The organism is Wolbachia endosymbiont (group B) of Melanargia galathea (assembly GCF_964030625.1).
GTDB lineage: Bacteria > Pseudomonadota > Alphaproteobacteria > Rickettsiales > Anaplasmataceae > Wolbachia.
Map to the genome: position 1 here is coordinate 1,512,045 of NZ_OZ034910.1, position 22,175 is coordinate 1,534,219.

A 22,175-nucleotide genomic window follows, 5' to 3' on the forward strand; every position below is an offset into this window, starting at 1 on the left:
GTGGCATTTCAAGTATAGTAAATAAGATAGTGTTAGTGAAGATATACAGATGGAAAGTTTTTGTGTAAAGGCTCCTGCAAAGATCAATCTTTTTTTACATATTATAAATAGAGAAGAAAGAGGGTATCATTTAATTGAAAGTTTGGTTGTCTTTGCTAAACTTTCTAATTTTTTAGAGATAAAAGTAGGAGAAAAAAACTTTAGATATGATAACTCTACAGTTGAATTTGTAAATTCTGAGTTTAGAATAAATTATCGATATAATACTATAACGAGAGCAGTGAGTCTACTGCTTAGGCATGCTCCTGTACGCACTAAAGTCACTGTGAAGGTTGTAAAAAATGTACCAATTGCTGCGGGATTTGGTAGTGGTTCCTCAGATGCTGGAGCTGTGATACGCATGCTGGGAGAGCTTTGGAACATTGATAGGCAATTTTTAAATGATATAGCTTTAAGCGTTGGTGCTGATGTACCTGCAAGTATAGATAGTAAGCCAGTTTTTGTCAGAGGTGTTGGTGAGGAATTATGCCCCATTAAACAATGCTCTTTACCCACAAGTCTGGTACTTGTGAAACCGAAAAAAAAGTTTTTGAATACATCAGAAGTATTTTCCAAGTATAAAGAGGATTTCTCTCAGCCAATTAAGTGGAGTGATAACACTGAGGAGAATTTGTTAGAGCTTCTTAAAGAGACAAAAAATGACCTGCAAGAAGCAGCAATAAGTCTTGTACCTGAAATTCAGAATGTAATATCAACACTAGAGTCACAAGAAGGCTCTATACTTTCTCGTATGTCAGGTAGTGGTGTAGGGTGTTTTGGAATGTTTGATAGTGAAGAAAGTGCAAAAGCTGCAGCGGCAAATATCAAAAAGGAATATCCAGAATGGTGGGTGTGCGACACGGAATTAATGGTTTGATTTATGCCCTTAATTTCCAAGAAGAAAAATCTTATAGATGGTTACAGGGAAGAAAGATTTTGGGTAAATAATCAAGAATATCATGGCTCAATTATAATTTTTCCTGAAAAGGTGATTGAATTGAAAGAAAGTGATATAAATAACAAGGAGTATTTTAAATCTTTTTTAACAGAGGAAATAGAGATTTTGATAATAGGTACTGGTAAGATACGCGATTGTTCAATGAAGTCTTATCTTATGGAGCAAAAGAATTTAAATTTTGAATTTATGACGACGGGTTCTGCATGCAGAACCCATAACGTTTTAATATCTGAAGATAGATTTGTTGTCAGTTATCTGATAGCATGTTAGAGATATTTACACAGAGTTTTTTTATAAACAGTCTAATTGCGGTAATTATGATTAGCCTAGTCACAGGAGCTCTAGGGTCATTTATGATATGGCAAAGGTTATCGTATTTGGGTGATAGTTTGTCCCATTCTTCATTGCTTGGTATTGCACTTGCTTTGATCTTTAATATCAGCCCATCGGTAAGTATAATGCTCATTGCAATTATGTTTGCTATACTACTTTCTCTTAATTTTAATAAATTATACTCTGCTGATACGATATTGAACATAGTTACCAATGTAGTTTTATCATCGAGTTTAATACTTATGTCTTTTCTTCCATCAGGTAATAATAGTATTATTAGCTCACTTTTTGGTGACATATTAATGATTGACCAAAGTAATATAATATCAATTTTTCTAACCTCCGTAATAGTTACTTTGATATTAATATTTAGATGGCGCTATTGGCTGATGATTTCGATTAATCAAGATTTGGCAACAGTTGAGAAAGTAAATGTTAATTTTGTTAGGCTAGAATTTTTGATTATACTCGCTATCTTTATTGCAATTTCTGCTCAATTAATAGGAATATTACTCATTGCTGCATTTTTGTTAATACCTGCTGCATCAGCAAGACTCATTTCAAAAACTCCAATGCAAATGATTATTGTTGCAACAGTTTTTTCTGTGATTTCTGGAGTATCAGGTTTGATATTATCTGCAAGTTTTGACTTATTAACTGGACCTGCAATTATACTTATCGCAGCTGTGTATTTAATCATTGCTTATTTTATAAGATTGGTGTTAAGTAGATTGACTTAATTTTGGTCTCGGAAGTTCATAATTCATTAACAAATGAGTGTAACTATCTGAGCGTAAAGTAGTTTTTGCTACGTTGTTTTTATGTGCTAATTGTTAATTTGTGGAGTGAAAGATATGGCCGAAGGATTTTTTTCTAGATATATAGGACAGCCTATAAAAAATTTTTATAATTATGTTACGGGAAAGAAAGAAGTGTCTGATGATATGCAGAATACAGCAAATCAAGAAAGCTCAGAATTGTTGGAAACTGATGTGCAATCAAATGATGTACCACCAAATAGTGATAATATAATATAGATGGCATGAGAATCACGCCATCTAAAGTTAAAAAATTCCTTGAGAAACCCGATACTTTAAGTGGTGTATTAATTCATGGGAGTGACAATAGTAAGGTCGATATTTTTGTACAGGAAATAATTGCCAACTTGAATGAGTATTCAGTTCAGGTGATGGATTTTGCAGTAGTGAATAAGTCGCCTGGCTTGTTATTTTCCGAGTTGGCAAACATTTCGATGTTTACTAAAAAAAGGTTAGTTAAGCTGATAAATGTCAGTGGAAGTATATCTAAAGAGTTAAGAAACATATTGGATCATAATATAGGCGATCATTATATAGTAATGATAGCAAATGATCTTCCATATAGTTCTACAACTAAAAGTTATATGGAAAGCTCAAAAATTTTCGGTGTCATTACCTGCTATAAGGACAGCGGTAGTAATCTTTGTGATATTATATCAAGTTACTTGAAACAAAATGATATAGAGTGCACAAGTGAGATAATCTACCACTTGCAGTCTTATTTTAATCATAGCAAACTGCCTATATATTCAGAGCTTGAAAAATTAGTTTTATATCTAGGAAAAAGAAAAGATCTTAAACTTGCTGATATAGATCTATGCTTTTCAACCTCCGGCAATGATTATGTTACACTTGATAATCTGTGCTCTGCAATAGTGAGTAAAGACATGGGACAATTCATCAAAATTTCCGATGTATTGATATTACAAGAGAATTTTTCACCGATAGCATTAATCCGTATTATATCAAATTATTTTCTACGGCTAGAAAGCGTTTTGCTGTTAATACAAAATGGAATGAATGAACAAGCTGCAATTGACCAGCTGAGTCCTCCATTGTTCTTCAAACAATTGCAGAGTTTTAAATCTCATTTGAAAAGTTTGCAACTTTCAGAACTTAAGAAGATCTTAGAAAATTTGATGAGCTTGGAAGTGACTTGTAAAAGAACTGACTTGGACCATAAAATGATCTTTCAGCATGAGATTAACTATTGGTGTTATTCGTTCAGCAGAGTAGTAAAATAAGGTAGACGAGAAAAAACAACTAAATGTTGTCATGAAAGTAGCTGACACTGGGATGGCTTTGTTGCATCACTCAAGTAAAAAGAGCTAGCAGTTACTGACAAAATTCACTATAAGACAAGCATTTAACCTACGAAAGAAAAATATGTCACAAAAAATGAGAGTCAGTAACTGCCATGAATATAACAAATTTCTCCAAGAGAGGGGAAATATTTTTCATTTTATTAATGAAGCAATTGAGAATTGGTACGAAAAAGGTCCAAAAATGGCTGGTGGCAACTATATTTATAGCGATAAAGTTGTGATTTTAGTGCATATAGTCGCTAATCTCTTTAGAATTGGCTTAAGACAAACGGTAGGGTTTATAGAAGGGTATTTGCAGCAAATAGGAAAAAATTTGCAGATTATCAGCTATTCACAAGCTTCAAGGAGGTTTAGAAAACTCAATATTAAGATCAGTGACTGTAGAGTTAACAAAAATGATACGGAAGGTATTGAAATTGCCATAGATAGTACAAGTATCAGATAATACCCCTGGTCACAGTAAGGAAAATAGCGAAGTATCGCAGTTATAAACAGGTAAGAAAGCTGCATGTAATGCTGGAGATAGGTAGCAAAAAAGTCATAGCTGCAAAATATAGTAGAGGAGTTTATTCTGATCATTACGGAACCTGTGATCTTATTGAAAGAGTTGAAGCTCAATATAAGCACACTGTATGGAGATAGGGCATATAACCGAAAGAAATTATATAAATTGTGCAATGAACTTGGGATAAAGACAAAAATTCCTCTGCAAAATAATGCAGTAGAGCATCCAAAGTTAGACTATATGGCAGAGAGAAATGCTGCAATTAGACTAATAAAGTCATATGATAAAGATAATATAAAGATGTGGAAAAGGCAAATAAACTACGGAAAAAGATCTTATATAGAAAGTTTTTTCTCGCGACTGAAACAAATATTCGGATTTAATTTTCGTAACAAATCTGAGGTTAATCGTGAAAAGGAACTGCTACTCAAGTGTTATTTGCTTAACAAATTTACTGATTTTGGTATGGCTAAATTTGAAATAGTTACATGAATTTGTCGTAAATCACCACTACATGAAGTGTTATGCAACAAAGCCCACTGGGATCCAGAAATATGGGATATGTATAGAAGTTATTTTAAAATACAACGTTTTGGCGAGATTATGGATTCCAGTGTTAGCTACTTGAATGACAGGAGCAGAAACTGGAATGACAAGAAATCTAATATTTTCACATTTCCTGAACAATGCTTATTGGTGTCATTCAAAATACATTCGGTGCATTTAAACCTTTTGTATAATTCTTTGGCTTTCTTCTAACCTTGCAATAATGCTCTCTCTACCGATAAAAATTAATAATTTAGCGAGTTCTGGACCTGTTTCTGTTCCTGTTAAAGCGAGGCGCAACTGCATAAATAGATCTTTTGCCTTTATATCAATTGTCTGTCGAATATTTTTAACCCACTCTGATAATGTGTTTTCATTACAATCACCTTGAGGTAATGTGCTTAGCGCTATTTTTATAAACTCTTTATTAAGAACCACAGGTTCTATACCAAATTTGCATATTTTCCACCATTTGGCCACTTCAGAAAACTTTTCTATATTACTCCTTATAAAATACCAAAACTCTGAGCCAATTTGACTTAAACGATCTTGCACCATTTCAAATGGCATTTGTTGTAGCACTTTGCTATTTAGCTTATACATTTCACTCAAGCTGAATTGTAAAGATGCTGAACTAAATTTTTTGATATCAAATGAGTCAATTAAAGACTGCATATCAATATAAGCTTCTATCGGATCAGATGTTCCAAGCTTTGCTAAATAGCTAGTTAGCGCCATTGATTCAATCTCATCTTCTCTTATGGACTTAATATCCAGCCCGCCTTTCCGTTTCGATATTTTGCTATCATCAAAGTGTAGTAAGGGAAGGTGGGCAAAGATAGGAATTTTCGCTTTTAATGCTTGAATCATTTGAATCTGAACTGCGGTATTAGTTACATGATCTTCCCCACGTACAACATGGGTTACATTAAAGTCAATGTCATCAATAACAGAAGGTAGCATGTACGTATAAATTCCATCTTCTCTTTTTACTACAGGATCGCTGATATGAATTGTTGCAATATTTATTTCGCCTTTAACTTCATCATTCCATTTTACAGTTTTATTTCTATCCAATTTAAATCTGAAATGTGGTTTTCGTCCTTCTTGCTCATAACGAATTTTCTCTTGCTCAGTTAAAAGCAACGCACCTTTATCGTAAACAGGGGGAAGACCTTGTTTTAATTGCAATTTTCGTTTAGTGTCTAATTCTTCTCTTGTTTCATAACATGCATAAATATGACCTTCTTTCATTAACTGTAAGAACACCTCGTTATAGCGCTCAAAACGCTCTGATTGCTTAAAACTTGAATTCCAATTTATGCCAATCCATTTTAGGTCTTCTATGATATTATCTACATATTTGATATCTGAACGCTCAAGATCAGTATCATCAAAACGTAGTAAAAATTTTCCATTTTGATTACGTGTGTACATCCAACAAATGAGTGCAGTGCGTATGTTTCCTACATGTAGGTAGCCAGTTGGGCTTGGAGCGAATCTTGTTAGCATTTAAATGATTACTTTAGTTTATTTTAATTTTATATAAATGTACTGCTAAAGCAAGATTCTTCTTTGTCTTGGTGTTAGTTGCTACAAAGTACAGCGAACATGAAACCTTTTTGTTAGAGTTCCATGATCTGCCTAAAATACTCTGAAAGCACGGCTTTAGTTATTTACTCTAAATATATTATACGTATACTTGTTATTAAATTAAATTTGAAATGATAAGAAATGAGTGAATTTAAATCAATCCGCAATATTGCAATAATTGCACACGTTGACCACGGAAAAACTACTTTACTTGATAACATGTTAAAACAAAGTGGCACGTTTCGTGAGAATCAAGAAGTTCAAGAACGAGTGATGGATAGTGGTGATCAAGAACGTGAACGTGGGATTACAATACTTGCAAAATGTACGTCAATAATGTGGGGTGATGAGAAAATCAATATCATTGATACACCAGGACATGCGGATTTTGGTGGAGAAGTGGAAAGGGTGCTCTGCATGGCAGATGGTGTATTACTACTGGTTGATGCTGCAGAAGGTCCAATGCCACAGACTAAGTTTGTGTTGTCAAAAGCACTAAAGGCAAATTTAAAACCGATTGTGATAATCAATAAGGTTGATCGACCAGACAGCAGAATTGATGAAGTACTAAATGAAATATATGAGTTATTTTTTAACCTTGATGCAACCAACGAGCAACTAGATTTTCCAGTACTCTATGCTTCAGGTAGAAATGGTTGGTGTGCTAAGGAGCTATCTGATGAGAGAAAAGATTTAAGCCCATTATTTTCAACGGTGATAGATTACATAAAACCTTCCGTTTATGATCAAAATGCACCTTTTGCTATGCTAGTTACTTTACTTGAATCTGATAAATTTCTTGGCAGAATATTGACAGGAAAGATTTACCAAGGAATCGCGCAAGTTAACTCAGATCTTAAGGTAATTGATCTTGATGGTCAAGTGGTTGAGCGAGGGAGATTAACTAAGTTACTCTCATTTTCTGGCTTAAAACGCGTTCCAGTAGAGCAAGCTGTAGCTGGTGATATCATTGCCATTGCAGGACTTGAGAAAGCTTCAGTTTCAGACACTATAGCAGCACCAGAAGTTACAACTGCGATCAGCTCAACTCCAGTTGACCCGCCAACAATGGCGATTACTATAAGCGTGAATGACTCACCTTTTGCTGGGCAAGAGGGAACAAAACTTACCTCAACTGTTATAAAAGATCGTTTATATGCAGAAGCAGAAACAAACGTTGCAATTACTGTAACTTTGGCTCCAAGTGGTGAAGCATTTGAAGTAGGTGGACGTGGTGAGTTGCAGCTTGGGGTACTGATTGAAAATATGAGAAGGGAAGGTTTTGAACTTTCAGTTTCACGGCCTCGAGTGCTGTTTAAAGAAGAAGATGGCAAAAAACTTGAACCTATAGAGGAAGTAGTAATTGATGTAGATGATGAGTATAGTGGAATCATCATGGAAAAACTTAGCTTTCGAAAAGGTGAAGTAACTGACATGAGACCTTCTGGTAGTGGCAGAACTAGGTTGACATTTTTAGTGCCATCAAGGGGATTAATTGGCTATCAAGGAGAATTTTTAACTGATTCTCGCGGCACTGGTATAATCAACCGTTTATTTCACAGTTATGCTCCACATAAAGGTTCAATTTCCGGAAGGCGTAATGGGGTTTTAATTTCAACAGACAAAGGCGAAGCAGTAGCGTATGCAATTTTCAATCTGCAAGATAGGGGAATTATGTTTGTTAAGCCACAAGATAAGGTATATTGTGGTATGATTGTCGGTCAGCATAGTCGTGACAATGATTTAGAAATAAATGTACTTAAAGGTAAGCAATTAACAAACGTAAGAGCTTCAGGTAGCGATGAAGCTATAAAGCTTACTCCACCAAAAATAATGACACTGGAGGATATGATAGCATATATAGACGATGATGAATTGGTAGAAGTAACTCCAAAATCTATACGTTTGCGTAAGAAGTTCCTCGATCCAAATGAACGTAAACGTGCAGGAAGGGCGAAGAATAAAGAGTAATCAACGTTCCTGATAAAAATCTGGATGAGCTACTCGGATAACACCATCATAAAGGGAACCAGTGTCAGTTACTTGAGCAGGTATTGGGATGACAAGAGAAGGCTACAAAGGTGTCATGCAAGTGGCTCATCCAGCTTTTTTATAATCATCGAAAACATTGTATTTTAACATTACTTTTATACTTATAAGTTTCTAGGCACTGGATTTGTTGTAGACTTACTCTATCACTTTACCCTCTTATTTTACCACTCTCCTGCCTATATATTTTTATATGAGGATTTTTGCAAAAGTTTCGCATTTTTTGTAACATGATTTTCAGTATGTGTAACCTAAATGCAAATTGATCACGAAACTAGTGTAATTATTGAGGCCATAGAGAAATTTGGTGGTGAGGCAAGACTTGTTGGTGGATGTGTTAGAGATTCAATTTTGCAGCGTGAAATTCACGACATTGATCTTGCTACTAATCTGCTGCCTAATCAAGCAGTTAAAGCGTTAAAACTCCGTAATATAAAAACTATTCCAACTGGCTTAAAACATGGAACTATTACTGCGATTTTAAATAAAAGATCCTTTGAGATTACAACGCTAAGGCATGATGTAAAGTGTGACGGTAGACATGCGAAGGTAGAATTTACTAATGATTGGCAAGCTGATGCTTCAAGGCGCGACTTTACGTTTAATGCTCTTTATGCGGACAAGCATGGCCATATATACGACTACTTTGGTGGCATTCAGGACTTAAAAACACGAAAGTTAAACTTTATAGGTAACGCTGAAGATAGGATTAAGGAAGACTATCTACGTATTTTAAGAGCGTTTCGTTTTCACGCTAAAATATGCATAGGAGATTTAAGTGATGAAATATTGGATGTGTGCAAAAAGCATTCGCACATGATTCAAAACCTCTCTGGAGAGAGAATAAGAGAAGAAATATTTAAACTCTTGGAATGCAATGATCCTGCTCCAACACTTAAGAGCATGCAAAAATCTGATGTTTTACAAAAAATTATTCCAAAAGAAGTAAAATGCGAAATTTTATCTTCACCACTTCTTATCAACACTAAACCTCCTATAAAACCCTCAGCGTATGTCCATACGCCTTTCCTAGATCCCACAATCGATGCACTAACAAAATTAGCTTTGCTTCTTAGGACTGCCGAAGATAGAGTTAGTCTTGGAGAAGAAGTGAGCAAGTTTTTACGTCTTTCAAATAAGCAAAAGAAAAAGCTATTATTTTTATTATCAAACAATATTAAAACAGAGCTTTCAGAAAAAGAGCAAAAGAAATACATATCTTTATTTGGTAAGGAATTATATTGTGACTTAATGAAGATTTGTGGTATTGAGTCTGGAACAAATGTTGATGAGTATATTTTATTTGCCAATATATTCAATGTTCCAAAATTTCCTTTATCTGGGGATGATTTAATAATCATAGGTCACCAACCAGGAAAAAGTTTAGGTAGAAACTTAGAATTGCTACGACAACACTGGGAAGACAGCTCCTACAGTTTAACAAAAGAGGAGCTGATACTTTATGCTAAGAGCCTACTCTAGTTATCTAACTAATTCCTGAATGTTTGATGTAGTAGTGTGACTCATGGAAGAATTAAGTGTTAATTTGTATTCTTTTTTAGCTTTATCTGTTAATTGATACTCGTTTACTCCTCCTTGAGTCTGATTACACATTCCCTGATCTGGGGATAAAAATTTATCTCTTATACTTGATGCCAGTTGTTGAACCTTATCTGAAAAACATTTTATTTGAGCTTCCGTTAACTTCTGCACAACAAATTTTTTGACTGAATCATTATTGCTATCATTTCCCTGAGCCAAAAATTTTGTGAAAGAACTTATTATTGCTTCACTATCTTTTTCATTGAAATACAACTTGTTTACACAATTTTTAACAAAATCTCCATTTTTAATGGAATGTTTTTTACCAACTTCTGTAACAACTTTGTTAACATTAGTTTCTATGATCGCTCTTCCAGATTGAACCAAATTCTCTTTCAACAGTGCAAGTAACTTATCACTTTTAAATTTATAACCATTTTGATATACTAGAGATTGTATAGTTTCCTTAAGCACGTTATGGCAAAAGTGTTCTCCTTTAAATTCAGGAAAACTTTTTTTCAACTTTGTATTTTGATCAGATAAAAATTTATCGAGACTGTCATTCCCGCGAAGCTTAGATAAAGTATTTGAAAATTTTGACTTCACAGAACCAGAAGTAGAAAAAATACTCTTTGTATCTGCTTTAGTTTTTTTATTCATACCTTCTGACTTTTTACCAGCATCTTTTAGCTCATTTTTTAACTTTTGTTGTCCACCTTCAGCTATTGAACTTTCAATCTGTTGATTTTTTAATGTTTCACTAAGTGTTTCTACATTATTTTCAACAGAAGATATTGCGATACTTGTTGCTTTTTCTCGTTCTTGACTCAGATGTTCAACTTGTTCTTGTAACTTTTTATTCTCTTCTTGTGAAGATTTTAATTTTCCCTCCAAATCTGCCTTTTGTTTCTTTATTTCAACGTTACTTTTTTCTAATTTCTGTGATTTTTCCTGCAATTTGTCAACTTCACTTTCTAATTCTTTTTTCTCTTTTTCAATGGTATTTAGATTAGTCTTTTCTTTCTCTAATTGTTGTTTAAGACTCTGTAATTCAGCACCTTTTTCCTTAGCTTGTTCTTGTAACTTAGTAACTTCACTTTCTAAGTCTTTTTTCTTTATTTCAGCAGCACTTAGTTTATTACTTGAATCACTTTTGTTTTGCTCTAATTGTTGTTTAAGATCCTCTAATTCAGTATTTTTTTTCTTAGCTTGTTCTAATTCTGCTTGTTTCTCCTCAAGTTGATTTTTTAATTCCTTTATTTTAGTATCAGACTCGTTGTTTAACTTACTAAATTTACTCTTAAGTTCTGTGTTTTGCGCTCTTAGGCTTTTATTCTCTTTCTTCACAGTTTGATTTATATCTTTATTTTCACGAAATGAATTTATCAAATCGTCTTGCTCTTTTATTTTTTGGTCTTTTGTAAATATAGTTTGCTGTTGTGCATTATTTTTATTCTCCATTTCCTTTTTCTCTTGTTCTAATGTTTTATTTAATTCCGTTAAACTACCTATTTCCCCATCTTTTTCTTCTATCCTTACTGAGAGCATTTCTATTTTATTTGCAAATTCTTTGCTGCACTCAATTAATTCTTTCTGCAAATGTAATATCTCCTCAGACTTTTCCTTGAACTGTGCTAAAAATTCTTCTCCTCTTTTTTGTGCAATTTTTACCAATTCACTATAGTTCTTTTTAAGTCCTGCAAGTTTAGACTTTAACTCTTCATTTTCTAATTCTAAGTCTTCAATCTGCTGTGCTTGTGCTGCAAAAAATTTAGCAAATATTTCTTTTTCCTCTCCTAATGATTTTACTTGTTCTTTAAGTTTAGTAATTTCTTTCTCTTTTTTAGTTAATTCCTGATTTAAATTTGACTGATTTTCCTCCTTCTTACTACCTTCTTTCAACTTTTCTTTTAATCTCTCATTTTCATCCTTCAATTCCTTTTCTCTGTTAGAATTTAAAAGATCATCAGTCTGAACCACATTATCTGCAATATTGTAATGTAGGATACTCTTTGCCCATTGATTCCACTTTTCTGGCAACATTCGTCCAATTGTTTTTAGATATAGCCAAGCAAGCACAGTGGATAAGCTATATTTTTTTTCCTTTTGTTTAGGTTCGTAATTAACCTTATTGTTAGCATTTAGCATAAAATTACCTAATTTTTAAAGTATTGAAGTTATATATATTAATATAATTATTAAATAAATAATAATATAAATGTTAAATTGTGTGAAAATTTTTATAGATTTTAAGTAGAAATACACATGTTCGTAAGCACAGAATTTGCTTTTTCTATTGCTCTTGCTAACATTTCTTGTTCATTGTGCTGATTTTTCACGTTGATTACCTGAGCTGCCAAATTTGCAGGGAAAGTGACCAAACTAACTTCCCATAGCTCCACTTGTTTTAACACTCGAGCTCCGCTTTCATGATCAACATCATACTCTATTGGTATATAGCCAATCGAAAGCCCGTTAATAGTTCCAGTTTTGAGCATTAAATATGCTTCCTCTGCTTTTTGAATACCAAAAAGCAAATGTGCAGTTATATATAGGCCAATATCATTTTCGCAAATATCCGTAATATTACCTATAGGCTCGCTCGGATTGTGCTGCCAAAGAAGTTTTATCTGACTTTTATTTAAGTTATTCTTAAATGCTCCTGGTAATATCAGATCATTTTGCTTATCAACTATATTAAAAACGCTCGCATAGCCAGAAAATACTCCGTTTTCTTCTATGCTTTTTATTGATAATGGTGAATAGAGAAATTTCTTATTCATAAGTCCTCCTTGTAAATTATGGTATTGGGTTTGCCAGCGCTCTGAGCCAGCTTAAAATGTTGTATAGATTGTTTTCCTATATCTCAGGATGAGTATAAGGCACTACAATATAATTCTATTGTATGCAGTGCTTTGAAAATGTGGAAGTACTTTTTTAGTTATAAAATTTGTCATTTTATATACATAAGGGTAGGGTTTGTTGCACATTGGGTTGTTCAACAGCAGCGTTTTCCAGATTTGTAGAAACAGCTTCGTTTGTAGCTTTTCCTAGAAGGAAGCCAAATCCCAATGAAACAGCGGCTATAAAACCATTCATTAATGACTCTGTCCATGTTTCTCCCTCGTATTCTTGATAGATTTTAGAATATATCATTATTGGCTTCATTCGGGTTTAAATTTCTTCCCAACTCTTCTGATGTTTTCTCCCCAGCATCTTGGGATTTTGTTGATGAACTTTTCTGTAAGTTTTCTAATTCTTGTGCGTCCATCAACACCTCACTATTAAAGCTTAAGTACAAATTATACAGCACTATAATTGTTTAGTCAAGGTAAATACTAGTATATTAAGTAAATATTTACTATATTAATATGATTGCTTAAATTCACAACTAATTATTTGGGGGAATAAAAAGATTGTGTTTTGTAGGTGATTTGCGTAGCGGAAGGTATTACCCCAGTTTTACAACACCCGGGGTAACGATAAAGAAGGAAGTAGGGAAAGTTATTTATAATAGTTTGAAGCTATTACAAGTTTATATGCTCTGTCCTTGAATATTTGTTTGTTCAATAGTAGTACTTTCCAAATTTGTGGAGATAGTAGCAAACATCCTTCTCGCTAAAGCCGTTGACAATGCAGCACCAATTCCAGCTCCAGTTGCAGCTATAAAACCAGGGCCTAATAATTCCATATTTGTTTCAGTGCTGCTGCTAGTTATATTGTTAATTAACATCATCGCGCCTGCTCCTAAAGCTGCTACTAACCCAATCCTTGACGGTTTACTTGTTGCATCAAGAGAATATTGTACTACTTCTCTAAGCTCTGAATTACTGTTTTTTAACGCTACTGCTATTGATGCTGGTAACATGACCATTATTGGCATGGATAATAGTCCTCCAAGTGTTGCACCAATAATTTCACTCACTTTTGATTTTCCAAGATTAACTCCTAGATTAACTCCTAAGGCTGTTATACCTAATACTCCAATTGAGGTGATAATCCTTACATTTCTCTCTTCCATTTCTCTCACATGCGCCTCATATTGTATTGTAGCTTCTGCTACCGCTAACCCAATACTATTTGGTTGCTGTGGAATCTGATTTACTCGCCCTAACTCTTGTGAAGTTTTCCCTCCAATACTTTTGACGGCATCTTCTAAGTCTAATAACGATCTGTTATTTAACCTTACGTTATCTTGACTATCACAAAAGACAATGTAGTCTAAAATTGTCATTCTCAGATTATTCATTTCTATATCATCATTAATATGATCTTTTAATATACTTATAATCTCTAATGCTCGCTCCTTCATATCTCTTTCTTCTTCTGCACTAGCTGGTGCAAGTATGAGAAAAATTATTCTAAGCAACTCTAGTTGTAAGTTTTTTAAATCCATAATAATTATCATTAATATTGAGTTAAATAATATAGTACTATAATTACTTAATTAAGATTTATATTAATATATTAAGAAATAAGCACTAAAAAATGATATCCTTAGTCGTAAAATACAAAAAGAGCGGAGCACCCAGTGCCACAACACTGGATAACGATAAAGAAGGAAGTAGAGAAAGTTATATGTAATAGTTTAAAACTATTACAAGTTTATATGCTCTGTCCTTGAATATTTGTTTGTTCAATAGTAGTACTTTCCAAATTTTGTAAAGATTCAAATTCTTCTTGCATATCCAGTATGTCTTCTATTACTTGCTGATCTTCATCTCTTTCTTCTAATTGAAATGCTGCTGCTTCTTGAGGTGCTTCTAGCAGTTTTTTTAATATTTCTGTGCGCAGTTTCTCTGTTATTGATTTCCACTGTAGCATTACTAGCATTTCATTTTGCAGCACTGACATTTTCTGTAGTGTTTTCACTTTTTCTGACAGTCCTTTATTTTCTTTTTGCAATGCTTCTATTTTTCTTTGCTGATACTGATTATCTGAATTTGTCATTGGTAATCCATGCATAACCTACTCCAAGTTAAAATTTAGACATTATTAATTAAGTGATACAGTTTCTTTAGTCAATCAATATATTATAACATTAGGATTAACAACTAAAAGAATAGAATGAAATATCAGGCAATATTCCGTATAATTAAACTTTTAAGATGGAAAAATGACAATTCGTGTAGGAATTAATGGTCTTGGTAGAATAGGCAGAAGTGTATTGCGTGCTATTTTTGAAGTAGAAAACTATAGCGAGCAAATAGAAGTTGTGGCGGTAAATGGGTCGCTCAGTGCTGAGCAGCATGCACATTTGATTAAATATGACTCTGTTCATGGCAAATTTAACGGCGATATTGATTTTAACGAGTCTGAAAATTGGCTATCTATAAATGGCAGGAAATTTTCTTTATATAGAGAACGTAGCCCTGAAAATATTCCTTGGAATGTTGATGTAGTGCTTGAATGCACTGGTGCATTCAACAAGCGTGCGGAAGCAGCAAAGCATAATGCAGAGAGAGTAATTGTCTCTGCTCCAGTTTCAGATGCTGATGTAACTGTAGTTTACGGCGTAAATAACGATATGCTAAAAAAGGAGCATAAAGTGATCTCAGCAGGTTCTTGTACTACAAACTGTCTGGCTCCGATTGTACACGTTTTACACTCCAATTTAGGTATAAAAAGCGGTTTTATGACCACTATACATGCCTATACGAATGATCAAAATATTCTTGATGGCAACCATAGAGACTTACGTAGGGCAAGAGCTTGTGGCCTTTCTATGGTGCCAACTACAACTGGAGCAGCAAAAACAATTGGTTCTGTCATTCCTCAGTTAAAGGGTAAGCTAGATGGTACTGCTATTAGAGTTCCGGTTAGCAACGTTTCTATGGTTGATTTTAAATTTACGACTGATAAGAAGGTAACAGCTGGAGAAATAAATGAAATGTTTAAGAATTCAGCAAATCATGTGCTTTCCGTATGTAACGAGCCTTTAGTTTCAATAGACTTTGTCCATAACCCTTATAGTGCAATTGTGGATTTAGCTGGTACATATGTCACAGGTGATATCTGTAGAGTTGCAGCGTGGTACGATAATGAATGGGCTTTTTCACTGAGAATGTTAGATATAGCTTTATTGTAAAGTATGAACGAAAACTCACAAAAATATGCTTCATTTTATGAGCACTTTGCGGAACTTAGAAAAAGGGTTATTTTTTGCTTTCTATTTTTTTGTGTTACCTTCGGGTTTTGTTACTACTTTAAAGAAAATATATACCGCTTTTTACTTGCACCTTTAATAGAAGTTACAAAAGATAGCAATGATTTTTCTCTAATCTATACAGACTTAACAGAAGCGTTTTTTGTATATCTCAGGGTTGCAATAATGAGTGCACTGTTGTTTTCTTTTCCTGTGTTTGCATGGCAATTCTATATGTTTCTAGCACCTGGCTTATATAAAAGAGAAAGGGCGGTGTTATTGCCATACTTAATTGCAACACCGGTTTTGTTTGTAACGGGAGCCGCTGTAGTTTACTACTACATATTTCCCTTAGCCTGGAAATTTTTTATTGCTTTTGAACATAGCGGTAAATCTTTCGGTATACCAATAGAGTTTATGCCATCAGTTAGTGAATATTTAGACCTTGTTCTTCAATTCGCGTTCGCTTTTGGTACTGCATTTCAAATTCCAGTCATACTAACCTTAATGGTGAGAGTAGGGCTAATCACTGCACAAAGTTTGTCAAATAAACGGAGAATTGCGATAGTGGTAATTTTCATTATTGCTGCAATCTTAACTCCACCTGATGTACTAAGCCAAGTAGGGCTTGCAATTCCAATGTTGGTATTATATGAGCTGTCTATTCTGATATGTAGATATATTGAGAAGAAAGCAAAGGATTGAATCAAGAATATTATTTATAAACAAAGAATGAGCACCAGAGCACTTTTTCTTGTTTGAGTGTTTTTGGCACCACAGCATTTTATTAATTTATTGACTTGTTTGCTTAAATATATAATAATTTGATAATATTATTGATCTTCCAAGATCGTCAAAAGAGGATTTGCTGGAAATTTTTACTACTGTGAGATGTATAGAGTTCGAGGATGGTGAAGAACATACTCTAACACCGCTTGCCTATGCTATGGGTTTTAGTAACCAGGAAGTTATTAAAAATATTTTAGATGTAATTAAAGATAAAGCGATATTAGAAGAAGTTCTTACTACTGCGAATATAAGTTTGAAGTTCAAAAACGGTGCGGAACATGATATAACACTGCTTGCCCATGCTACAATTCTTTGTAATCAGGAAGCTATTAAAAATATTCTAGATGTAGCTGAAAAGAATAATATGTTAGAAAAAGTTTTCGCTAGTGTAAGAAAAGATTATCTTAACGAAACCAGTAAGATTTTAGAAATATTAAAAAATCAAGAACAAGATGAAAAGGAAAAAACTAAAATTAGTGGTTGGCTAGATATACTTAAAAAGAGCATAAGTTCTAGTGATGATGTTCTAACAACACTTAAAAGGGTCGTACCTAATTGGGAAAGTAAAGATAGTAACAGCATAATTGGAGCGATTTTATACTCAATATCAAAAAATCCACAGCACGATGATGATGTGGTACAAATGTTAAAAAGTATAATGTTTAAAAGTATTATGCCCGATTGTGAAAGTAGTGAACAGTCTTCAATGGCTGAAAGCATCGTTCCTAAAACTGAAGGAAATATAACTGATGAAAGTAGTACATCTGAAATAAGTATTATGTCCGATTGTGAAAATAATGAACAGTCTTCAATGGCTGAAAGCATCGTTCCTAAAACTGAAGGAAATATAACTAAAGATACAGTAAAAACTACTAATAAACCAATAATCATTGGTAGTGTTTGTGGTGCCATAGCTGCATTGGCAGTTGGGTTAGGATTGTATTTTGGTGCTGCATTACCGGTATTGACTATGATTGGCATAGCTATGGCTGCTGCTGTACTCACTGGACTTGTTGCTGGTGGTATTACATATGTAATGTCAAATTCTAGTAAGAATCTAGATGGAGCTAATGTAGAGCAAGGAGTTAGTATAGGGTCAAGTATAACAGCGTAGTTAAGTAAAAGGAAGAAGTCTATTCTTCCTTTTCTCAAAGTTTTTTTTGTTGATCATATATTCACAGCATTAAGTTTTATAGGTTGCTGTGTAAAAGATTAGGAAGTAGTTTTGTTAGTGTTGAAAATTATAGCTCTTTTCCTAATAGTCGGAACATGATGGAATAGGTAAAGTAGTGAGGAGATGTGAATGCCAGCAGCATATAGTTATGATTTAAGGAAAAAAGCATTGGATGTAGGGGAAAGTAGAGCATTTGTAGCCAAGAGGTTTAAAGTTAACATTCTATGAATGGCAAAAAGGTGCAAGAAAATAGGCGATTTTAAATCAAAATGTAGATCCAATAGAGCGTGATTGATATCTTGCTAGTAATAGTGTAACAGCTTTTATTAAGATATTTTTTGCCATATGGCAGCAATAACAAAGTTAGAAAATTGATGGCTGAATATGTTGGCATTGATAAACAGTATATTATGCTTCAAGCAATATTTACTTTAGTAGCTTCTACAACTTTTTTTAGTATATTGGTGCTATGTACCAACAGCAGTATTTGCACTTGCTACGTGTTTCTTTGTTAAAAATGATGTACATGCTGCATTTTCTGCAAAAGAACTTTCTCCTGAGTTTGCCGAAATTATTACTGAAAAAGTAGTAAATAATGTTGAGCTCAATGCAGAAGACAACTCTCAATCGAGAAGCTACTTGTATGAGACTGTGTTATATAGCGAAACTAGATTTCACTTTTACACACCTAGATAAGGGGTAAAAGCAGATACTAGAATGACGAAATCGTTATTCTGCTACGCATTATCGCCGTATAACTATAGCTATATATGAACTAAAAAAGTAATATTCACTAGATCTTAATATTTTAGATCTATATTTCAATAAAATATTACAATTAGTATGAATGATCCATTTAAAAGTGAGGATTATAAAAAAAATCTCGATTCTCTGATCAAAGCTATAAAGCTAGGGAATTCAGAGAAACAATATGGTAAAACAGTAACAGATTTATCTCATGCTTTAGAGGGTTTTACAGATAAGGCAGAAGATGTAGCTAAACTTGTTATACGTGATGACTTGAATAATTGTGTAAAGAAGGCAAATAAAAAGCCATTAATTCTTAGGATATTCAATAGAATATTAGGAAGAGATGTTTCGATTAGGAATATAAGTAATTTTATAAAAGATAAATTGCCTCCTTCAACTGCTAGAACAGCAATCGAATATACAGATGTTATTCAAAAAATTTCAGATTTAGAGCGAATAGAAAGAAGTCAAGATAAATATAGGTCATATGGAATAAATTTAGAAAATAGACAGCAAAAGAAAAATCTCTTATATGAGCGAGAAGATTCAGGTTATGGAGGTTCATTAAACGAAGATCCTGAGTATGAAGAAATATCAAATTATCAAGAGGAAAAGAGCAAATCTTTAACAAAAGATTTGCGTAATCTACAATCAATTAAAGAGGAGCCGATTTATGCAACAATTCCTAAAGAACATATAGAAGCAAAAAGAGAAAATAGGAAGAAACAACAACTTCAATCTCTTGCACCACCAAAACCACCAAGAGTACCACCAGTACCAGAGAAAATGTTTACTATCAATCAAAAAATTAGACAAGAACCGAAAAAAGATAAACCTGCAGTACCACCAAAGCCTAAAGATTTAGGCGAAAAAGTAAGCACAGAGCAAAAAATAGTAGTGGAAAAATCAGCTGAGAGTAACCCTACACTACCACTAAAATCTGAAAATCAAGATGGTAAAGAATCAGCAAAAAAAGCTGATGGACCAAAAGTACTAGTAGTTGCTATGAAAAAAGAAGTGACTCGCGAGAGTAGTAAAGTAAAGGCATTAAAAGAAAGATTTGAGCGAAATCAAGTAAAGAACGTGTTGCCTGCTGAAAACAAAACTGCTTCAGTAACACAAACGGATATCAGTGTGAAGAGAAAACAATCTCGTTCATTTCCAGTAGGGAATAAAAAATCTTCGATCAACCATCTTGCCAGCAAAAATTTACCTTCCACGAATGTAAGTGTAAAAGAAATGGTTAAAAAATTTGAAGGGAGAAAAGGTGAAAGATAGTAATATTTGGGTATTTCCCTACTCATGAAAATTAGCTCTTATCATAACATTTTCACAGCCATAAGAGGAAGTTTTTATAAGATTGGGGCTAAAGAAAACTTGCATGTAAATGTATCAAGGTATAAAATTATAAATATTAAGAATGAATAGGTTAGTTATGAATCTTGTAACAAAATCCGCTATCGATTTTACTGCTTCGGCTGTTCTTGCTAGTGGAAAAATAGTTGATGATTTCTGTTTAAGTAAACATATAAAGGATAAGTATGCTGTCCTTTTTTTCTATCCACTTGATTTTACTTTTGTCTGTCCAACTGAGTTGATATCATTTAGCAACAAAATAGAAGATTTTTCAAAACGTGATGTTGAAGTGATAGGAATAAGTATAGATTCAAAATTTTCACACTATAAATGGCGAAACACTCCAGTTAATGATGGTGGTATTGGAGAGGTTAGCTACAATTTAGTGTCTGATATCAAAAAGTCTATATCAAGAGACTATGGGGTCTTATATGATGACTCAATTGCACTAAGAGCAACTTTTGTTATTGATGATAAATTTGTTGTACGTCATCAATCGATAAATGATTTTCCTTTAGGGCGTAATATCGATGAATTCATTAGAATCATTGATGCAATAAAACATAATGAAGAGCATGGTGAAGTATGTCCAGCAGGGTGGAAAAAAGGCAAGCCTGCGATGCAGGCAAGCGATGAAGGAGTGGCTGATTATCTAAACTCACACAGTGCAGAATTATAAATTGAGTACAAAAGTTCTTATTATTGGATCTGGAGCAGCGGGTTATGCTGCTGCTATATATGCAGCACGTGCAAATTTAGAGCCAATTGTAGTAACAGGAATGCAACCTGGTGGTCAGCTTACAATTACTACGGATGTTGAAAACTATCCAGGTTTTATTTCTATACAAGGTCCAGAACTCATGGAACAAAAGAGGTTGCATGCAGAGAAGGCGGGAGCAAGAATAATAGACGATGAGATAAAAAGTGTAGAACAACTTGAGGATTCTAATGAGTATAGATTTAGATCTTGTGGTAATGCTAGTGACTACTATTCGAATGCAATTATAATCGCAGCTGGTGCGCAAGCGAAGTGGCTTGGCCTGGAGAGTGAAAAGAAATTTCAAGGTTACGGAGTTTCGGCATGCGCAACTTGTGATGGTGCATTTTTTAGAAATAAAGTTGTAGCTGTGGTTGGTGGTGGAAATACTGCTGTTGAAGAAGCAATATTTTTAACTCGATTTGCTAAGGAAGTTATACTGATACACAGGCGTGATAAGTTAAGAGCAGAGAAAGTAATGCAAGACAGGCTCTTTAAAAATGATAAGATAAAGGTAATATGGAATCATACCGTAGAGCAGATTCTTGGAGAAGAAAATCCTAAAAAAGTTACTGGCATTACAATTAAATCGACAGACATCAATAAAACCCAGGAATTGAAAGTAGATGGAGTGTTCATTGCAATTGGGCATGCACCAAATACAGGTATTTTTAAGGGCTTTGTTGAAATGGATCAGCAAGGTTATATAATTACGAAACCTGGAACAACTCTAACCAGTAGGGCAGGGGTATTTGCTGCTGGTGATGTTCAAGATAAGGTATATCGCCAGGCAGTAGTTGCTGCAGGAACAGGGTGCATGGCTGCACTTGATGCGGAAAAGTTTTTGGAATCATAATTAATTCTAAAATTTTTAACTAAACTACTTGCAATTTTCTTTGTTTTTTTTATAATTATGTCAATAAATTGGAGAATTTAGTATGCTTTCGGGAAGTAATGTAACTTTTGAAAGAAGGTTTGTTAATGGACGAGCTCAAAACCAAACAACTTCAGGACAATCAACAACAAAATTATTTGAAGCTATTGATGATGAAAATCTAGGAGATTTTGAGCGAGCTCTAGCAGAAGGTGCGAATGTTAATGCGTTTGATAAGGGATATACACCATTAATGACTATTATCATGAATGGTGATGATAGTCCTACACACTTGAAAATGATGACGTTGCTTTTGCAACATCAAAGTTTAAAGATTAATGCTCAAGAAACTAAAGAAAACAATACAGCTCTACATCTAGCCTTGCGCATGGAAAATAGAAATTTTGTACAGATTTTACTTAGACATACTGGTTTGAATGTGAATATTAAAAATATTCATCGTATAGATTTTCAAGGTAATTTCTCTCATACTCCTGAAGAATATATTAGAAAAATTGGACAAGTTCTCTAATTGCATAAAAGTCAACAATAATTTTTTGTATCATGAAAAATATTTTTTGATGTAAAATTCAGCTCTAATACAACCTTTTATTTATTATTG

At 33.6% G+C, this 22,175-nt stretch carries 24 protein-coding genes and 1 pseudogene; 17 read left to right on the forward strand and 8 right to left on the reverse strand.

Annotation, left to right across the window (positions count from 1 at the left end):
• Nucleotides 1–49: 49 nt before the first annotated feature.
• The 7 genes from AAHF52_RS06995 to AAHF52_RS07025 all read left to right on the forward strand — a co-directional run bounded on the left by AAHF52_RS06995 (nt 50) and on the right by AAHF52_RS07025 (nt 4,470).
• The gene (locus tag AAHF52_RS06995; protein WP_007302685.1) at nt 50–916 is read left to right on the forward strand and encodes a 4-(cytidine 5'-diphospho)-2-C-methyl-D-erythritol kinase; all 867 of its coding nucleotides are present in this window, start codon (nt 50–52) and stop codon (nt 914–916) included.
• Between the two features lie 3 nt (nt 917–919).
• Entirely contained in the window at nt 920–1,267 is a 348-nt protein-coding gene (locus tag AAHF52_RS07000) for an Mth938-like domain-containing protein (protein ID WP_007302686.1), read from the forward strand.
• Nucleotides 1,261–2,070, forward strand: a complete 810-nt coding sequence (locus AAHF52_RS07005) for a metal ABC transporter permease (RefSeq protein WP_052264732.1) — start codon at nt 1,261–1,263, stop codon at nt 2,068–2,070. Before AAHF52_RS07000 ends, AAHF52_RS07005 begins: the two co-directional genes overlap by 7 nt.
• A 114-nt stretch (nt 2,071–2,184) precedes the next feature.
• On the forward strand, nt 2,185–2,367 hold the full coding sequence (locus tag AAHF52_RS07010) for a hypothetical protein (protein WP_007302688.1): 183 nt from the start codon (nt 2,185–2,187) through the stop codon (nt 2,365–2,367).
• A 5-nt stretch (nt 2,368–2,372) separates the two neighbouring features.
• Nucleotides 2,373–3,392, forward strand: coding sequence for a DNA polymerase III subunit delta (gene holA, locus AAHF52_RS07015; RefSeq protein ID WP_007302689.1), 1,020 nt, complete (start codon nt 2,373–2,375; stop codon nt 3,390–3,392).
• Between the two features lie 142 nt (nt 3,393–3,534).
• Nucleotides 3,535–3,918 (forward strand): transposase, encoded by a 384-nt coding sequence (locus AAHF52_RS07020; protein ID WP_012481752.1) that lies wholly within the window; start codon nt 3,535–3,537, stop codon nt 3,916–3,918.
• A 144-nt stretch (nt 3,919–4,062) separates the two neighbouring features.
• Nucleotides 4,063–4,470: a transposase gene (locus tag AAHF52_RS07025; RefSeq protein ID WP_019236369.1), complete on the forward strand. Its 408-nt coding sequence runs from the start codon at nt 4,063–4,065 to the stop codon at nt 4,468–4,470.
• Nucleotides 4,471–4,701: 231 nt separating this feature from the next.
• On the opposite strand, the gene gltX is transcribed toward AAHF52_RS07025, so the two are convergent.
• Nucleotides 4,702–6,036 carry a glutamate--tRNA ligase gene (gltX, locus tag AAHF52_RS07030; protein ID WP_052264733.1) on the reverse strand — a complete coding sequence of 445 codons (1,335 nt, stop codon included), beginning with the start codon at nt 6,034–6,036 and terminating at the stop codon, nt 4,702–4,704.
• A 222-nt stretch (nt 6,037–6,258) separates the two neighbouring features.
• Between gltX and typA the strand changes: the two genes are divergently transcribed.
• Both typA and AAHF52_RS07040 read left to right on the forward strand, forming a co-directional pair.
• Complete coding sequence (gene typA, locus AAHF52_RS07035) at nt 6,259–8,088, forward strand: translational GTPase TypA (RefSeq protein ID WP_007302691.1); 1,830 nt, start codon at nt 6,259–6,261, stop codon at nt 8,086–8,088.
• A gap of 333 nt (nt 8,089–8,421) precedes the next feature.
• Nucleotides 8,422–9,648: a CCA tRNA nucleotidyltransferase gene (locus tag AAHF52_RS07040; protein ID WP_264376778.1), complete on the forward strand. Its 1,227-nt coding sequence runs from the start codon at nt 8,422–8,424 to the stop codon at nt 9,646–9,648.
• On the opposite strand, the gene AAHF52_RS07045 is transcribed toward AAHF52_RS07040, so the two are convergent.
• The 6 genes from AAHF52_RS07045 to AAHF52_RS07070 all read right to left on the reverse strand — a co-directional run bounded on the left by AAHF52_RS07045 (nt 9,649) and on the right by AAHF52_RS07070 (nt 14,673).
• Nucleotides 9,649–11,856, reverse strand: a complete 2,208-nt coding sequence (locus AAHF52_RS07045; RefSeq protein ID WP_264686138.1) for a hypothetical protein — start codon at nt 11,854–11,856, stop codon at nt 9,649–9,651. It abuts the gene before it with no gap.
• A 101-nt stretch (nt 11,857–11,957) separates the two neighbouring features.
• On the reverse strand, nt 11,958–12,491 hold the full coding sequence (locus AAHF52_RS07050) for an HK97 family phage prohead protease (protein WP_007302694.1): 534 nt from the start codon (nt 12,489–12,491) through the stop codon (nt 11,958–11,960).
• 175 nt (nt 12,492–12,666) lie between these two features.
• Nucleotides 12,667–12,876: a hypothetical protein gene (locus AAHF52_RS07055; protein ID WP_012481750.1), complete on the reverse strand. Its 210-nt coding sequence runs from the start codon at nt 12,874–12,876 to the stop codon at nt 12,667–12,669.
• Entirely contained in the window at nt 12,851–12,979 is a 129-nt protein-coding gene (locus AAHF52_RS07060) for a hypothetical protein (RefSeq protein ID WP_019078577.1), read from the reverse strand. Before AAHF52_RS07060 ends, AAHF52_RS07055 begins: the two co-directional genes overlap by 26 nt.
• 264 nt (nt 12,980–13,243) lie before the next feature.
• On the reverse strand, nt 13,244–14,104 hold the full coding sequence (locus tag AAHF52_RS07065) for a hypothetical protein (protein ID WP_213863723.1): 861 nt from the start codon (nt 14,102–14,104) through the stop codon (nt 13,244–13,246).
• A 209-nt stretch (nt 14,105–14,313) separates the two neighbouring features.
• Nucleotides 14,314–14,673, reverse strand: a complete 360-nt coding sequence (locus AAHF52_RS07070) for a hypothetical protein (protein WP_019236364.1) — start codon at nt 14,671–14,673, stop codon at nt 14,314–14,316.
• Between the two features lie 151 nt (nt 14,674–14,824).
• Here AAHF52_RS07070 and gap point away from each other — a divergent pair, with 151 nt between their 5' ends.
• The 4 genes and pseudogenes from gap to AAHF52_RS07230 all read left to right on the forward strand — a co-directional run.
• Nucleotides 14,825–15,796, forward strand: coding sequence for a type I glyceraldehyde-3-phosphate dehydrogenase (gap, locus tag AAHF52_RS07075; protein WP_019236363.1), 972 nt, complete (start codon nt 14,825–14,827; stop codon nt 15,794–15,796).
• 3 nt (nt 15,797–15,799) lie between these two features.
• Nucleotides 15,800–16,558, forward strand: coding sequence for a twin-arginine translocase subunit TatC (tatC, locus tag AAHF52_RS07080; RefSeq protein WP_007302699.1), 759 nt, complete (start codon nt 15,800–15,802; stop codon nt 16,556–16,558).
• A 181-nt stretch (nt 16,559–16,739) separates the two neighbouring features.
• The gene (locus tag AAHF52_RS07085) at nt 16,740–17,756 is read left to right on the forward strand and encodes a magnesium transporter (protein WP_264376781.1); all 1,017 of its coding nucleotides are present in this window, start codon (nt 16,740–16,742) and stop codon (nt 17,754–17,756) included.
• A 189-nt stretch (nt 17,757–17,945) separates the two neighbouring features.
• A pseudogene (locus AAHF52_RS07230) lies at nt 17,946–18,098 on the forward strand (IS630 family transposase); the annotation flags it as partial.
• Between the two features lie 185 nt (nt 18,099–18,283).
• Here AAHF52_RS07230 and AAHF52_RS07095 read toward each other — a convergent pair.
• Entirely contained in the window at nt 18,284–18,424 is a 141-nt protein-coding gene (locus AAHF52_RS07095) for a hypothetical protein (protein WP_264336140.1), read from the reverse strand.
• A 235-nt stretch (nt 18,425–18,659) separates the two neighbouring features.
• Here AAHF52_RS07095 and AAHF52_RS07100 point away from each other — a divergent pair, with 235 nt between their 5' ends.
• From AAHF52_RS07100 to AAHF52_RS07115, 4 genes are all read left to right on the forward strand, one after another.
• Nucleotides 18,660–19,844, forward strand: a complete 1,185-nt coding sequence (locus AAHF52_RS07100; RefSeq protein WP_007302701.1) for a hypothetical protein — start codon at nt 18,660–18,662, stop codon at nt 19,842–19,844.
• Nucleotides 19,845–20,001: 157 nt separating this feature from the next.
• Nucleotides 20,002–20,601 (forward strand): peroxiredoxin, encoded by a 600-nt coding sequence (locus AAHF52_RS07105; RefSeq protein ID WP_007302702.1) that lies wholly within the window; start codon nt 20,002–20,004, stop codon nt 20,599–20,601.
• Nucleotides 20,588–21,535 (forward strand): thioredoxin-disulfide reductase, encoded by a 948-nt coding sequence (gene trxB / locus AAHF52_RS07110; RefSeq protein WP_017532617.1) that lies wholly within the window; start codon nt 20,588–20,590, stop codon nt 21,533–21,535. The genes AAHF52_RS07105 and trxB overlap by 14 nt, the downstream gene beginning before the upstream one ends.
• An 82-nt stretch (nt 21,536–21,617) precedes the next feature.
• Complete coding sequence (locus tag AAHF52_RS07115) at nt 21,618–22,085, forward strand: ankyrin repeat domain-containing protein (RefSeq protein WP_264376782.1); 468 nt, start codon at nt 21,618–21,620, stop codon at nt 22,083–22,085.
• Nucleotides 22,086–22,175 lie beyond the last annotated feature (90 nt).

Coding starts and splice junctions, on each gene's coding strand:
- AAHF52_RS06995 (WP_007302685.1), top strand. CDS start 50: ATGGAAAGTTTTTGTGTAAAGGCTCCTGCAAAGATCAATCTTTTTTTA.
- AAHF52_RS07000 (WP_007302686.1), top strand. CDS start 920: ATGCCCTTAATTTCCAAGAAGAAAAATCTTATAGATGGTTACAGGGAA.
- AAHF52_RS07005 (WP_052264732.1), top strand. CDS start 1,261: ATGTTAGAGATATTTACACAGAGTTTTTTTATAAACAGTCTAATTGCG.
- AAHF52_RS07010 (WP_007302688.1), top strand. CDS start 2,185: ATGGCCGAAGGATTTTTTTCTAGATATATAGGACAGCCTATAAAAAAT.
- holA (WP_007302689.1), top strand. CDS start 2,373: ATGAGAATCACGCCATCTAAAGTTAAAAAATTCCTTGAGAAACCCGAT.
- AAHF52_RS07020 (WP_012481752.1), top strand. CDS start 3,535: ATGTCACAAAAAATGAGAGTCAGTAACTGCCATGAATATAACAAATTT.
- gltX (WP_052264733.1), bottom strand. CDS start 6,036: ATGCTAACAAGATTCGCTCCAAGCCCAACTGGCTACCTACATGTAGGA.
- typA (WP_007302691.1), top strand. CDS start 6,259: ATGAGTGAATTTAAATCAATCCGCAATATTGCAATAATTGCACACGTT.
- AAHF52_RS07040 (WP_264376778.1), top strand. CDS start 8,422: ATGCAAATTGATCACGAAACTAGTGTAATTATTGAGGCCATAGAGAAA.
- AAHF52_RS07045 (WP_264686138.1), bottom strand. CDS start 11,856: ATGCTAAATGCTAACAATAAGGTTAATTACGAACCTAAACAAAAGGAA.
- AAHF52_RS07050 (WP_007302694.1), bottom strand. CDS start 12,491: ATGAATAAGAAATTTCTCTATTCACCATTATCAATAAAAAGCATAGAA.
- AAHF52_RS07055 (WP_012481750.1), bottom strand. CDS start 12,876: ATGAAGCCAATAATGATATATTCTAAAATCTATCAAGAATACGAGGGA.
- AAHF52_RS07060 (WP_019078577.1), bottom strand. CDS start 12,979: ATGGACGCACAAGAATTAGAAAACTTACAGAAAAGTTCATCAACAAAA.
- AAHF52_RS07065 (WP_213863723.1), bottom strand. CDS start 14,104: ATGGATTTAAAAAACTTACAACTAGAGTTGCTTAGAATAATTTTTCTC.
- AAHF52_RS07070 (WP_019236364.1), bottom strand. CDS start 14,673: ATGCATGGATTACCAATGACAAATTCAGATAATCAGTATCAGCAAAGA.
- gap (WP_019236363.1), top strand. CDS start 14,825: ATGACAATTCGTGTAGGAATTAATGGTCTTGGTAGAATAGGCAGAAGT.
- tatC (WP_007302699.1), top strand. CDS start 15,800: ATGAACGAAAACTCACAAAAATATGCTTCATTTTATGAGCACTTTGCG.
- AAHF52_RS07100 (WP_007302701.1), top strand. CDS start 18,660: ATGAATGATCCATTTAAAAGTGAGGATTATAAAAAAAATCTCGATTCT.
- AAHF52_RS07105 (WP_007302702.1), top strand. CDS start 20,002: ATGAATCTTGTAACAAAATCCGCTATCGATTTTACTGCTTCGGCTGTT.
- AAHF52_RS07115 (WP_264376782.1), top strand. CDS start 21,618: ATGCTTTCGGGAAGTAATGTAACTTTTGAAAGAAGGTTTGTTAATGGA.